The organism is uncultured Roseobacter sp. (genome assembly GCF_947488185.1).
Taxonomy (GTDB): domain Bacteria; phylum Pseudomonadota; class Alphaproteobacteria; order Rhodobacterales; family Rhodobacteraceae; genus Roseobacter.
The window spans coordinates 927818-941425 of the sequence record NZ_CANKYM010000001.1 but is presented as its reverse complement, the minus strand read 5'-3'; the positions used below and the strand labels follow the sequence as shown (position 1 = coordinate 941425).

At 61.2% G+C, this 13608-nt stretch carries 10 protein-coding genes; all 10 read left to right on the top strand.

Going from position 1 to position 13608, the window contains the following annotated elements:
• Positions 1-79 precede the first annotated feature (79 nt).
• The 10 genes from Q1A52_RS04705 to hslU all read left to right on the top strand — a co-directional run bounded on the left by Q1A52_RS04705 (position 80) and on the right by hslU (position 13599).
• Positions 80-1630 (top strand): PAS-domain containing protein, encoded by a 1551-nt coding sequence (locus Q1A52_RS04705; RefSeq protein WP_299779960.1) that lies wholly within the window; start codon positions 80-82, stop codon positions 1628-1630.
• A gap of 47 nt (positions 1631-1677) precedes the next feature.
• Complete coding sequence (gene tsaE, locus Q1A52_RS04700; protein WP_300011519.1) at positions 1678-2151, top strand: tRNA (adenosine(37)-N6)-threonylcarbamoyltransferase complex ATPase subunit type 1 TsaE; 474 nt, start codon at positions 1678-1680, stop codon at positions 2149-2151.
• Complete coding sequence (locus Q1A52_RS04695) at positions 2148-3170, top strand: phosphotransferase (RefSeq protein WP_300011516.1); 1023 nt, start codon at positions 2148-2150, stop codon at positions 3168-3170. Before tsaE ends, Q1A52_RS04695 begins: the two co-directional genes overlap by 4 nt.
• On the top strand, positions 3170-3838 hold the full coding sequence (locus tag Q1A52_RS04690; RefSeq protein WP_300011513.1) for a nucleotidyltransferase family protein: 669 nt from the start codon (positions 3170-3172) through the stop codon (positions 3836-3838). Before Q1A52_RS04695 ends, Q1A52_RS04690 begins: the two co-directional genes overlap by 1 nt.
• A complete protein-coding gene (gene addB / locus Q1A52_RS04685) occupies positions 3831-6788 on the top strand; it encodes a double-strand break repair protein AddB (RefSeq protein ID WP_300011509.1) in 2958 nt (985 codons plus the stop codon). Before Q1A52_RS04690 ends, addB begins: the two co-directional genes overlap by 8 nt.
• Positions 6785-10141: a double-strand break repair helicase AddA gene (addA, locus tag Q1A52_RS04680; protein ID WP_300011506.1), complete on the top strand. Its 3357-nt coding sequence runs from the start codon at positions 6785-6787 to the stop codon at positions 10139-10141. The genes addB and addA overlap by 4 nt, the downstream gene beginning before the upstream one ends.
• A 51-nt stretch (positions 10142-10192) precedes the next feature.
• Complete coding sequence (gene trxA, locus Q1A52_RS04675) at positions 10193-10513, top strand: thioredoxin (protein ID WP_299779972.1); 321 nt, start codon at positions 10193-10195, stop codon at positions 10511-10513.
• A 145-nt stretch (positions 10514-10658) separates the two neighbouring features.
• The gene (hslV, locus tag Q1A52_RS04670) at positions 10659-11216 is read left to right on the top strand and encodes an ATP-dependent protease subunit HslV (protein WP_195821045.1); all 558 of its coding nucleotides are present in this window, start codon (positions 10659-10661) and stop codon (positions 11214-11216) included.
• Positions 11213-12292: a hypothetical protein gene (locus Q1A52_RS04665; protein ID WP_300011504.1), complete on the top strand. Its 1080-nt coding sequence runs from the start codon at positions 11213-11215 to the stop codon at positions 12290-12292. The genes hslV and Q1A52_RS04665 overlap by 4 nt, the downstream gene beginning before the upstream one ends.
• Complete coding sequence (gene hslU, locus Q1A52_RS04660; protein ID WP_300011501.1) at positions 12292-13599, top strand: ATP-dependent protease ATPase subunit HslU; 1308 nt, start codon at positions 12292-12294, stop codon at positions 13597-13599. Before Q1A52_RS04665 ends, hslU begins: the two co-directional genes overlap by 1 nt.
• The last annotated feature ends 9 nt before the right edge of the window (positions 13600-13608 follow it).

The following is a 13608-nucleotide window of genomic DNA, read 5'->3' as shown; positions in this document are numbered from 1 at the left end:
TTCGGGAAATTAACCAGCCGTTAACTAACGCCAAGGAATAGTAAACCTGTCTTCATCTGAAACAGGGATTGTTCGGCTCATGCCTTTTTGGGACATAGCGGCCATCGTCGCTGCTGCCGGGCTCAGCACAGGTGCCGCATTATTCTGGATCATGCGACCGGGTCCCACGTCGGCGAGCCCGTCACCCGACATGACGCGCGAAAGCCGTCCGGACGGTATCTCTTTCCTCTTCGACCGGGAAGACCTGCATCATGCATCTGAAACTGCGCAACAACTCTATCGGTTGATCCCTGGCCAGGATGACTGGCAATCCTGGCGTGAACGCATGCTGAACCGGTTTCCCAGCCTGCCAGAACACCCAATGTCAAACCAACCTGGGTCCGTTACAGTGCCCGCGCGGCATGCCGAGGACACGGCGACCCTCAAACTCACACACCGTGGGCAGTTTACCCAGATTCATATGGACGATGACCGGATGATCAACGCCGCACAGTCGCAAAAACTGCGCGCGCTGCACCGGGAGCTCGCCGATTTGCGGCGGGCCAGCGACACGACACCGCACGCGGTCTGGCAGGTGGACCAGATGGGCAAGGTTACATGGCACAATGCGGCTTACGAGGATCTGTACAACCGGTTACACAACACGGCCCCCCAAACAACCAAACCCGTTTTCGAGGTTTCTGATGCCGCAAACGAGAGCACTGGTCGGCAGCGCGTGTCTACCCAATCCAAGGCGGATGGCAGGAAAGACTGGTACGACGTGAATGCGGTCACCGTCGGTGACATCACGATATTCCACGCGGTGGATGTGAATGCGGTGGTGAAATCGGAAGTCGCCCAGCGCAATTTCGTACAGACCCTGGCAAAGACCTTTGCACAACTCTCCATTGGCCTGGCCATTTTCGACCGAAACGGACAGTTGGCCCTCTTCAACCCGGCCCTGATTGATCTGACCGACCTGCCCGCCGATTTCCTGAGCGGGCGCCCGACGCTTTTGTCATTCTTCGACCGGATGCGCGAAAACCGTCGGATGCCGGAGCCCAAGAATTATCATTCCTGGCGCCAGGAGATCTCAGAAGTAATCGCCGCCGCCACGGACGGTCGGTATCAGGAGACATGGACTCTGGAGACCGGGCAGACCTACCGGGTCCGCGGGCGGCCACATCCCGACGGGGCCATCGCCTTTCTAATCGAAGATATTAGTGCTGAAGTGTCTCTAACACGGAACTTCCGCGCCGAGCTGGAGCTTGGACAGTCTCTTATGGACACGTTCGATGAAGCATTGGTTGTCTTCTCCTCCACCGGCGTTCTGACCTTCTGCAACATTGCCTACCGGGAGCTTTGGGGGCTCGATCCGGACAATTCCTTTGCCGATGTGACCATCGCGGATTCCGTGCACGAATGGAAACGCCTATGCAAACCGGGCACGCGCTGGCCTGCGTTGACGGATTTTGTCCGCGGCTATGGCGATCGTACCACCTGGGATATGCCGGCAAAGCTCAGCGACGGTACCGCTCTTTCGTGCACTGTGTCACGTATTGCGTCCGGGGCAACGGTCATCCGTTTCATCCCGACCGGTGCAACGAAAGCCAAGTCAGCACGGACAAAGCTCAACCGCCCGTCTGCCTGAACCCTCTTACCCCTTGCAGCCAACCCTGCGCGCGGTAAGCATGGGGCATGACCGCCAACCAGATTTCCCATCAGTTTGACACCAGCGATGCGACCGCTTTGGCGGCAGCGGCACTCGGACCCATGCTCGAACCGGGGGATACCGTTTTGCTGAACGGCCCCGTGGGCGCTGGCAAAACCCATTTCGCGCGGCACCTGATCCGGTCCGTGCTGATCGCGCCCGAAGATATTCCCTCTCCCACGTTCACCCTCGTGCAGACCTATGACACCATCGTCGGCCCCCTTTGGCATGCCGATCTCTACCGCATCGGCACCGTGGGCGAGATCGAGGAGCTGGGTCTGGGAGAGGCTTTTGAGACCGCGATCTGCCTCGTAGAGTGGCCCGACAGGCTGGGCGAACTGCGGCCGGAAAATGCGCTGAACATCTGGCTGAAGGACGGCGCGTCAGAGGACAGCCGCATGCTTTGCGCCGATTGGCTGAATCCGCGGTGGACGGAAAAAATGAAGGCCTGGGTTCTATGACGGCGCGCGATCAGGACCTTCAGGCTTTTGTCGAACGGGCAGGGTGGGGTGGTGCAACGATCACGCCGCTGGCCGGTGATGCCTCCACCCGACGCTATGATCGGCTCGTGCAGCCGGACGGGATGCGGGCGGTTTTGATGGACGCACCGCCTGCGAAGGGCAATGACATACGCCCTTTTGTGCGCATCGCCGCGTATCTCGCAGGCATCGGGCTCAGCGCGCCACGCATTTTTGCTCAGGATGACCAGCGGGGATTCCTGTTGCTCGAAGATCTGGGGGATGATCTTTTTGCCCGCGTTCTGGAACGGGAACCGCGCCGCGAGGCAGCGCTCTATGAAGCCGCTGTTGATGTGCTGGTGCATCTGCATCGTGCGCCGCCGCCACCGCTGGCCGCTTATGACGCCGCAACGCTCACGTCCCTTACGGCACCGGCCTTTGACTGGTATCAGTCCGGCATAGCGGGAGAGATCAACGACGATGCACGCGCTGAGTTTTCAAAGCTGTTTGAAAAGCATCTCGCACCGCTCGACACGCAGCCAAAAGTGCTTATTCAAAGAGACTATCACGCAGAAAACCTGCTCTGGTTGCCCGACCGGGAAGGGCTTGCGCGTGTCGGAGTGCTGGACTTTCAGGACGCAGTGCTGGGGCATACGGCCTACGATCTGGTCTCGCTGTTGCAAGACGCCCGCCGGGACGTGTCCCCCGAACTGGAGCGCCAGATGATTGGCCATTTCCTGGATCAGAGCCCGCATGACCGGGACGCATTTACCACGGCTTACGCGGTCCTCGGAGCACAGCGTAACCTGCGCATTCTGGGGGTTTTCTCATGGCTCTGCCTGCGCGACGGCAAGGCACATTACATTGATCTGATCCCACGGGTGTGGGGCCACGTTCAGACAAATCTGCGGCACCCAGCGCTTGCAGACGTAGCCGCGCACATCCATCAATCCTTACCGCCTCCAACCCCGGAAGGCCTGACCCTGTTGAGATCGAAATGCGCGACGTTCCCGGATCAGTAATGCTGTTTGCAGCCGGGTTTGGCACGCGCATGCGGCCACTGACCGACGCGCTGCCGAAACCGATGATCCCGGTGGCGGGTCGGCCGCTGATCGATCATGCGCTGGACCAGACGGTTGGCGTCCCGCTGGACCGGATTGTAGCCAACCTGCATTACAAACCTGCAAAACTCGCGGAACATTTGACCGCACGGGAGGTCACCACCGTACTTGAGCACCCCGAAATCCTCGATACAGGCGGCGGGCTGCGCAACGCGATACCGCATCTGGGGCAGGGTCCGGTTTTCACCCTGAACAGCGATTCCGTCTGGAAAGGCCCCAGTCCGCTGGCGTTGCTCCGGGACGCATGGCGACCGGAGGAAATGGACGCGCTTTTGATGTGTATCCCGGTTGCGCAGACACACGCCTATTCAGGACAGGGCGATTTCGAAATCGACCAGAACGGCAGGCTGCACCGGGGTCACGGTCACGTCTACAGCGGCGCGCAGATCATCAAGACCGACAGGTTGCAGGAAGTTGACGCCACCAGTTTTTCGCTGAACGTCCTGTGGGATTTGATGTCCGCGCAAAACCGGCTTTTCGGGATCAGCTACCCGGGACATTGGTGCGACGTCGGCCACCCCGGCGGCATCGACATTGCCGAAGCCTTACTGGTCCGGTCCGATGTTTGAAAACGGCTCAAACAAAAGGCTTTTTGGCGTTTCGCCAGGTGTAGATTTTCCGCGCGCCTTGGTTGAAGGGTTGGTTGCGCGGATGTCTGGTCAGCCACCCGAGGCCATGGCACGTGTGCAGCTCATCGTGAACACGCGCCGGATGCAACGCAGATTGCGTGATCTCTTTGATACCCAACCCGCGATGTTGTTGCCAAAGATCAGGTTGATCACCGATCTTGATCTGATTGATCCAAGTCTGGTGCTGCCGCCCCCCGTTTCTTCGCTGCGGCGCAGGCTGGAACTGATCGCATTGGTTTCGCGTCTCATTGCGCAGCAAAAGGACCTCGCGCCACAATCCTCGCTTTATGATCTCACCGACAGCCTCGCCAGCCTCATAGACGAAATGCAGGGCGAAGGCGTGACGGCCCAAACCATCGCTGATCTGGACGTGACCGATCAGTCCGGACACTGGCAACGGGCACAGCAGTTCATTCAGATTGCGCAGGCCTATCTGGATCAAACCCACACGGCACCAGATCAGGAAGCGCGCCAGCGTCTGCTTGTGACCGCATTGGCCGAGAAATGGCAACGTCACCCACCGGGTGATCCGGTGCTGATCGCGGGCTCCACCGGGTCGCGGGGCACCACGATGTTGTTGATGCAGGCGGTGGCAAAGCTGCCGCAAGGTGCGCTGATCTTACCGGGCTTCGATTTTGATATGCCGCTTAGCGTCTGGGCACAGCTGGGCAACGCCATGGCGTCGGAAGATCACCCGCAATACCGTTTTCACAAAATGATGACGGAGATGGCGGTGACCCCCTCCGATGTCACGCGCTGGCATGATGCACCCGCACCGTCGCCTGCGCGGAATGCGCTGGTGTCCCTGTCCCTGCGCCCCGCGCCGGTCACAGATGCCTGGCTGACCGAAGGTGAAAAGCTGACCAATATTGCCGAGGCGACCGCAGATGTGACGCTGCTGGACGCGCCCAGCCCGCGGGATGAGGCGCTTGCCATCGCCTTGCGGCTGCGTCAGGCCGCCGAGGTCGGCGAGACCGCGGCCCTGATCACGCCCGACAGGGTGCTGACCCGGCAGGTGACAGCGGTGTTGGATCAGTGGGACATCCTGCCCGACGATTCAGCGGGCACGCCGCTGCATCTGTCGCCGCCGGGCCGGTTTCTGCGCCATGTAGCCAACCTTTTTACCCGCCGTCTGGACACCGAAGCACTGCTGACACTCTTGAAGCACCCGCTGACACACAGCGGCGGCGCGCGCGGCCCCCATGTACTCAACACGCAACGGTTGGAGCTGCGCATCCGGAAACACGGGCTGCCCTATCCCGACCCCGCGGGCATCCTGCGTCTGCTGGAAAAGTCGGTGGCCAAGCCCGAAGATCAGGCAGCGCTGCAGGATTGGGCACAGTGGGTGGGCCAGACCTTTGCCGGGCACATGACGTCCGATGTACGTCCACTTGCCACTTGGGTAAACCACCATATCGCCTTGTCAGAGACTATTTCCGCAGGTCTTGGCTACACAGATCCCGGCGAGCTGTGGCAAAAGAAAGCCGGACAAAAAGCCCTGCAAGTGATGCAAAATGTTGCGTCACAGGCTGAATACGGCACCACCATGACGGCGGCCGACTACGGCGATCTGATCGGCGCGCTTTTGTCAGGGGAAGAGATCCGCGACCGCGACGCCCCGCACCCCGACATCATGATCTGGGGCACGCTGGAGGCAAGGGTGCAGGGCGCCGATCTTGTCATCCTCGCCGGTCTCAACGATGGCACATGGCCCGAAGCCCCCGCGCCGGACCCGTGGCTCAATCGCGCGCTGCGGCATCAGGCCGGGCTGCTCTTGCCGGAACGGCGCATCGGGCTGTCCGCGCATGATTACCAGCAGGCCATCGGCGCCAAGGAGGTCTGGCTCACCCGCTCCATTCGCTCCGATGACGCGGAAACCGTCACGTCGCGCTGGCTGAACCGGTTGCGTAACCTGCTGGACGGGCTGCGCGATCAGGGTGGGCCGCAAGCCTTGGCCGATATGCTGGCGCGCGGTGATCTCTGGCTGGCGCGGGCCGCCTGTTTTGAACATGTTGACCCCGCGGATCCCGCAAAACGGCCCTCTCCGAAACCACCCCTGGAGGCCCGGCCGCGTGCCCTGTCGGTGACCGAAATCAAACGTCTGATCCGCGATCCCTATGCAATTTACGCGCGGCATGTCCTGAAACTCTCGCGACTTGGACCACTGGTGCAAAGCCCCGATGCGCTGATGCGCGGCACGCTGGCGCATGAGATCATGGAGGGTTTTGTACAGGACACGTTGCAAGACCGCGCACTGCTCTGCGCCGATCACCTGATGGCGGTGGCACGCCGGGTGATGACAACGGAGGTGCCGTGGCCTGCTGCGCGCGCCATGTGGCTCGCCCGGATCGAAAAGATCGCCGATTGGTTTGTGGCACAAGAACAACTGCGGCAAAGCTACTCGACGCCTGTCGCCTTCGAGGCGCAAGCCAAAGGACAACTGGTCTGGCCCGACATCGGGTTCACCCTCAGCGCCCGCGCCGACAGGATCGACCGGACCGAGGATGGCGACATCCTTATTTACGACTACAAGACCGGCAAGCCACCCACAGGGAAACAGCAGGCGACCTTTGACAAACAACTGCTGATCGAAGCGGCAATGATCGAAGAAGGGGCATTTGCCACGCTGGGTGTTTCTTCGGTCGCATCGGCGATTTTCATCGGGTTAGGCGCACATCCGGAGGAGGTTTTCGCCCCGCTGGAGACGGAACCCCCGCAGGAAACGCTGAGCAATCTGCGTGCGCTGATCGACGCCTATCTTGACCCCGGCCAGGGGTTCACTTCCCGCCGCATGATGCTGCAGGATAAGATCGAAGGTGACTATGACCAGCTTGCCCGTTTCGGTGAGTGGGACGCGACGGACGACCCCGCGCCGGAGGATCTGTCATGATCCGGCGGGACGATGCCACGGAGGCGCAGGTGCGCGCGGCGAGACCCGATGCCTCCACCTGGCTTGCCGCAAATGCCGGGTCCGGAAAGACGCGTGTACTGACCGACAGGGTGGCGCGGCTGTTACTGGATGGGGTGGAACCGCAACATATCCTCTGTCTGACCTATACCAAGGCCGCCGCCTCAGAGATGCAGAACCGGCTGTTCAAGCGGCTTGGGGCCTGGGCGATGCTGCCAGAACCTGCGCTGCATGCCTCCCTGCGCACCCTCGGTGTCGAAGGGGAGATCGACAGCGCCCGGTTGCGGGATGCCCGCACGCTTTTTGCCCGTGCCATCGAAACGCCGGGCGGGTTGAAAATCCAGACGATCCACTCGTTTTGTGCCTCGCTCCTGCGCCGATTCCCGCTGGAGGCACGGGTCAGCCCGCAATTCACCGAAATCGAAGACCGCGCCACCGATCTGCTGCGCGCCGAGATTGTGGACCAGATGGCCGAAGGCGCAGACAGCGCCCTGATCGACGGCATCGCGCGGCACTACACGGGCGAAGATTTTTCCAAACTAACCCGCGCCGTTGTCCAGCATCGCGAACTGCTGTCCCAACCCCTGACATGGCCTGAAATCCTTGCAGTGTTTGAACAACCCGCCGCGCTGTCAGAGGCGCAGATTGCGCAGGATGTTTTTCTTGGTGGCGAGGATGATCTGATCGCCACGATCCTGCCGGCCATGCGAGAAAAGGGTGGGAATGACGGAAAGGCGGCAGAGAAGCTCGCCGCGCTCGGGCCAATGGGATTTAAAGCACTTCCGGGGCTCGAAGGGGTCTTTCTGACCGGTGCCACGGCGAAATCCCCCTTCACCGCAAAGACAGGCAGCCTGCCGACCAAACCGACACAGGGCGTGTTGAGTGATCATATTCCAGCGCTCAATGCCTTCATGGAACGGGTGGAGACCGCGCGGGAAGCGCGCCTTGCCTTGAATGCGGCGCGGAAAACGCAGGCCCTCCGTGATTTCGCCACCCGGTTCATTGCGCATTACGAGGAAAGCAAACTGCTGCGCGGCTGGCTTGATTTCGACGACCTGATTTTCAAGGCGCGCGACCTGCTGAACGACCCGGCGGTTGCCGCCTGGGTGCTTTTCCGGATCGACGGCGGCATTGACCACATTCTTGTAGACGAGGCGCAGGACACCAGCCCCACGCAATGGGATGTGATCCGCAAACTGGCCGCTGAATTCACCAGCGGCGAAGGCGCGCGCAAGGACATCGCGCGCACGCTTTTTGTGGTGGGCGACAAAAAACAGTCGATCTACTCGTTCCAGGGCGCGGACCCGCGGGAATTCGACCGGATGCATGCAGAATTCAAATCCAAGATGGAAGCGGCGGGCCAGCAATTTCAGAGCCTAACATTGGGGTATTCTTTCCGATCCTCTGCAGCCGTGCTGGGGGTGGTCGATGCCGCCTTTGAGCATCGCGAGGAGGCCGGGTTCACCGAAGATGCCCGCCATATTGCCTTCAAGGATGCCTTGCCCGGACGCGTGGACATCTGGCCAGTGATCGAAAAGCAGGACGATGCGGATGATCGCCTGTGGTACGAGCCGCTGGACCGGCGCGGTGCGCGGCATCACACCGTGATCCTGGCCAATCAGGTTGCAGACCAGATCAAGCAGATGATCGACACCGGCCAGACCATCCCCGTCGATGTGGACGGTGGTCATGCCAGACGGCCCGTTCAGCCCGGTGACTTTCTCATTCTGGTGCAACGCCGGTCCGATCTTTTTGCCGAGATCATCCGCGCCTGTAAAAATCACGACCTGCCTATTGCAGGTGCCGACCGATTGAAGGTTGGCGGGGAGTTGGCGGTGCGCGACCTCGCCGCGCTGCTGTCCTTTCTCGCCGTCGCCGAAGACAGCCTGTCGCTCGCCACAGCCTTGCGATCCCCGCTGTTCGGCTGGATGGAAAAGGAGCTTTTTGATCTCGCCCATGGCCGCAGCGAGGACCATCTCTGGCAGACCTTGCGCAGCAAACCGGACACCTATCCCGAAACGCTGGGCATCCTGAACGACCTGCGCGCCAATGTGGATTTCTTGCGGCCCTATGATTTGATCGAGCGGGTGCTGACACGGCATGGCGGGCGGCGACGGTTGTTGGCCCGGTTGGGACGGGAGGCGGAGGATGGGATCAACGCGCTGCTCTCGCAGGCGTTGGCTTATGAACGTAACGCGATCCCCAGCCTCACCGGGTTTCTGGTTTGGATGGACACCGATGATCTGGAGATCAAACGCCAGATCGACAGCGCCTCGGACCAGATCCGGGTGATGACCATCCACGGCGCCAAGGGGCTGGAAGCGCCCATCGTGATCCTGCCCGACACCGGCAAGCGCGACATCCAGATCAAGGATGACATCTTGAAAATCGGGGACCACCCGGTTTGGAAAACCAATGCCGCCGAGATGCCGCAGGTTATGGCAGCGGAAGTCACCACACGGAAAGAGGCGCAGTTCGAAGAACGGCTGCGGCTTTTGTATGTGGCTCTGACACGGGCAGAAAAGTGGCTGATCGTTGCCGCTGCCGGGGAGCTTTCACGGAAAAATGACAGTCTTTATCAGATCGTGGACGCGGCGCTTGACCAAATGCCAACGGAGGAAATCGCATTTCAAGGCCTGACCATCAAGCGGCACAGCCAAGGATCGTGGGACGCGCTGCAGATGGTTCAAGCCGAGAAACCGACGCCGCCCAGCGCAACGCTCGATCCGCTTTTTCATCGCAAGGCACCACCTCAGTCCGACCCGGTTGAAACGCTCTCGCCCTCCGATCTCGGTGGCCCAAAGGCGCTTGCAGGCGAGCAGGGGCGCGATGAAGACGCCGCCAAAGCCTACGGCAGCCTCGTGCATCTCTACCTTGAACATCTCGCCCATGTGGAGGCGTCGGCATGGCCCGCGGTGGCCGCAACTTTGTCCACCGGACAGCCGGAGGACGCCGAAGCTTTGGCCGAAGCGCAAGCCGTGTTGGAGGCTCCGGCGCTGCGCCATCTCTTTGCCCCCACAACCTTGGCGGAGGTGCCTGTTTCCGCGCCGCTAAAACAGGCCCGCATGTATGGAATCATCGACCGGCTAATCGTGTCCGACGATGCGATTCTGGCAGTGGATTTCAAAACCAACCGCGTCGTGCCAGCAACGGCGGACAGCTGTCCACTGGGCTTGCTGCGCCAAATGGCCGCTTATGCCGAAGGACTGCGACACATCTATCCCGACAAGCGCATAGAAACGGCGATTCTGTGGACAAAAACCTGCGGCCTGATGCATCTGCCGCACGAAATCGTGACGCAGGTGTTAGAAAGCCCGCAACATCTTGACCTCTGACCGAGGGCTACATAGGTTCATCCTCCAAGCATAGCCTGTCAGGAGAGCACCATGGCCACCCTTGCTGTAACAGACGACACATTCGACTCCGAGGTCAAGAATTCCGACATCCCCGTGGTTGTCGACTTCTGGGCGGAATGGTGCGGTCCCTGCAAGCAGATCGGCCCCTCGCTCGAAGAGCTGTCGGACGAGATGAACGGCAAGGTGAAGATCGTGAAGGTCAACGTCGACGAGAACCCGAATTCACCGGCGCAGATGGGTGTGCGCGGCATTCCGGCGCTGTTCATCTTCAAGGACGGTCAGGTCATTTCCAACATGGCGGGCGCCAAGCCGAAGGCCGCGCTGCAAAGCTGGATCGAAGACTCCCTCTGACCCCGGCTAAATGATTTACCGATGAGATGGGCGTCCGGATCGGGCGCCCTTTTTCATGCCCGACAATCCGCCAATGCGCCTTTGCGCGCCCTTGTACCCTCAAAGAGCGCAGGCCATATAGAGCAGCACGCAGAAGGAGACCAGAATGGCACAGGACGATTTCCCCGGATGGCATGGGACGACGATCATCGGGGTGAAAAAAGCCGGTGAGGTCGTGATTGCCGGTGACGGTCAGGTTTCTCTCGGGCAGACGGTGATCAAGGGAACGGCGCGCAAGGTGCGCAGGCTGAGCCCCGGCGGGTTTGATGTCGTGGCTGGGTTTGCCGGTTCCACCGCGGACGCCTTCACGCTGCTGGAACGGCTGGAGGCCAAGCTGGAGGCGACACCCGGTCAACTGGCGCGGGCCAGCGTCGATCTGGCCAAGGACTGGCGCACGGACAAATACCTGCAAAAGCTCGAAGCGATGCTGATCGTCTCTGACGGCAAGGATATCTTTGTTATCACCGGTGCGGGTGACGTGCTGGAACCGGAACATGATGTCGCGGCCATCGGGTCGGGTGGAAACTTTGCCCTCGCCGCCGCACGCGGGTTGATGGACAGCGACCGATCCGCCGAAGAGGTCGCCCGCGACGCCATGGCGATTGCTGCGGATATCTGTGTCTACACCAATGGCAATCTGACCGTTGAGAAAATCAGCGCATGATCGGCAAGGACGATCTCCGGGCGTCCGTCAGCGCGGGAATCGTGACCGAAGCGCAGGCTGCGGCGTTGATGAGCCTTGCGCATAGCCGCAGCGGCGCGCGCGAAAACCTGGCACCGGGCGACGAACCTTTTGAACTCTTCAAAGGGTTCAACGAGATTTTCATCGTGGTCGGCATGGTGATCCTCGCATTCGGCTGGATCGGCATTGTCACCTTCGGGATTGCCAGTGACCCGCTCGACACCCGGCAGACGCTGATCACCTCCAGCCTCGCGGCCGCCGTCGTGCTGTGGTTGCTGTCGGAATACTTCATCCGCCGCCGCCGCATGGTGGCCCCGGCCATCGCGCTGGCCATCCTCTTTGCCATCAACGCCGCCTACGGGCTGGCGGGCGCCTTTTCGGAAATCCTGATGGTGGCGCAAGGCGATAACAGCAGCCTGCCACTGCCCGTCGCGCTCGCGACCATCGCGCTGTTCATCTACTGGTTCCGCTTCCGCGTCCCCTTTGCGCTGGCGCTCATCGCGCTCGCGGCTTTCGGGGTCGCCCTTCTGATCGCGGGGAACAGCAGCGGTTCGCCCCAGTCGATCGAAGAGCTTTTCCTGCTCTCCGCCGGGGGCCCGTTTGCATGGATCACGCTGGCCCTGGGCCTTGTGGTTTTTGCCATTGCGATGATGTTCGACATGTCCGACCCGCACCGGGTCACGCGGCGCGCGGCAAATGGGTTCTGGCTGCATGTGGTGGCCGCGCCCGCCCTGGTGAACACGCTTGCGCTTACCCTGCTTGACCGCGAAGGCAGCTGGGCCGACACCACGCTGATTGCCGTGCTGATGCTCATTGCGCTGGTCGCCATCATCATCGACCGCCGGTCCTTCCTCATCGCCGCCATCGGCTACACGGTGATCCTCACCACCACGATTTTCGAAGGCGACGGCGCCGTCTATACCGTCTTCTTCCTCGGTGTAGTTCTGCTTTTCCTCGGCGCGCGCTGGGAAGCGATCCGCGCCCGTCTGCTGGCCCTGATGCCGGGCTTCATCCCCCTGCATCGGTTGCCCCCTTCACATGTGACAAAGGTTTTCTAATGACTGACCTGACCCCCCGCGAGATCGTCTCCGAGCTCGACCGTTTCATCATCGGGCAGAAAGACGCCAAACGCGCGGTCGCCGTGGCGCTGCGCAACCGCTGGCGGCGCAAGCAGCTGGCCGATGATCTGCGTGACGAGGTCTATCCCAAGAATATCCTGATGATCGGCCCCACTGGTGTCGGCAAGACCGAGATCAGCCGCCGGTTGGCGAAACTGGCCCGCGCGCCGTTTCTCAAGGTCGAGGCGACGAAATTTACAGAAGTGGGCTATGTCGGTCGCGACGTGGAGCAGATTATCCGCGATCTGGTGGACAGCGCCATCGCCATGACCCGCGATCACATGCGCGAGGACGTGAAGGCCAACGCCCGTCAGGCCGCCGAGGAGCGGGTGATTGATGCCATTGCCGGTGCCGATGCCCGCGAAGGCACCCGCGAGATGTTCCGCAAAAAACTGAAGGCGGGGGATCTGGACGGTGAGATGATCGACCTCGATGTGGCCGATACCTCCAACCCGTTCCCGATGATGGATATTCCCGGCCAGCCGGGTGGCGGTATGGGCATGATGAACCTGGGCGATATTTTCGGTAAGGCGATGGGTACCCGCACGACACGAAAACGGCTGTCCGTGGCCGAAAGCTATGATGTGCTGATCGGTGAGGAAGCAGACAAGCTGCTGGACGATGAGACCGTGACCAAGGCCGCCATTGAGGCGGTGGAACAGAACGGCATCGTGTTTCTGGATGAGATCGACAAGGTCTGTGCCCGCTCGGACGCGCGCGGCGGCGACGTCAGCCGCGAAGGCGTGCAACGCGACTTGCTGCCGCTGATCGAAGGCACCACCGTCAGCACCAAACACGGGCCGGTGAAAACCGACCACGTGCTGTTCATCGCCTCGGGTGCCTTTCACATCGCCAAACCTTCCGACCTGCTGCCCGAACTTCAAGGCCGCCTGCCGATCCGGGTGGAGCTGCGCGCCCTGACGGAGGAGGATTTTGTCCGCATCCTGACGGAGACCGACAACGCGCTGACCTTGCAGTACACCGCCCTCATGGGCACCGAACAGGTCACCGTCAGGTTCGAGCCGGAAGGGATCGCGGCCCTCGCGAAAATCGCGGCGGATGTGAACCAGTCCGTGGAAAACATCGGGGCGCGGCGGCTTTATACCGTGATGGAGCGGGTGTTCGAGGAATTGTCATTCAACGCCCCCGACCGAGGGGGCGACGAAGTTGTCGTGGATGCGGCATTTGTCGACAAGAACCTCGGCGCGCTCACGAAATCCACGGATATCAGCCGCTACGTGCTTTAAGTCTTCCCT

Excerpts from the sequence above, each read along its gene's own strand:
- tsaE (WP_300011519.1), top strand. The coding sequence starts at position 1,678 with ATGACCGCCAACCAGATTTCCCATCAGTTTGACACCAGCGATGCGACC.
- Q1A52_RS04665 (WP_300011504.1), top strand. The coding sequence starts at position 11,213 with ATGATCGGCAAGGACGATCTCCGGGCGTCCGTCAGCGCGGGAATCGTG.
- addB (WP_300011509.1), top strand. The coding sequence starts at position 3,831 with ATGTTTGAAAACGGCTCAAACAAAAGGCTTTTTGGCGTTTCGCCAGGT.
- Q1A52_RS04705 (WP_299779960.1), top strand. The coding sequence starts at position 80 with ATGCCTTTTTGGGACATAGCGGCCATCGTCGCTGCTGCCGGGCTCAGC.
- addA (WP_300011506.1), top strand. The coding sequence starts at position 6,785 with ATGATCCGGCGGGACGATGCCACGGAGGCGCAGGTGCGCGCGGCGAGA.
- trxA (WP_299779972.1), top strand. The coding sequence starts at position 10,193 with ATGGCCACCCTTGCTGTAACAGACGACACATTCGACTCCGAGGTCAAG.
- Q1A52_RS04690 (WP_300011513.1), top strand. The coding sequence starts at position 3,170 with ATGCTGTTTGCAGCCGGGTTTGGCACGCGCATGCGGCCACTGACCGAC.
- Q1A52_RS04695 (WP_300011516.1), top strand. The coding sequence starts at position 2,148 with ATGACGGCGCGCGATCAGGACCTTCAGGCTTTTGTCGAACGGGCAGGG.
- hslU (WP_300011501.1), top strand. The coding sequence starts at position 12,292 with ATGACTGACCTGACCCCCCGCGAGATCGTCTCCGAGCTCGACCGTTTC.
- hslV (WP_195821045.1), top strand. The coding sequence starts at position 10,659 with ATGGCACAGGACGATTTCCCCGGATGGCATGGGACGACGATCATCGGG.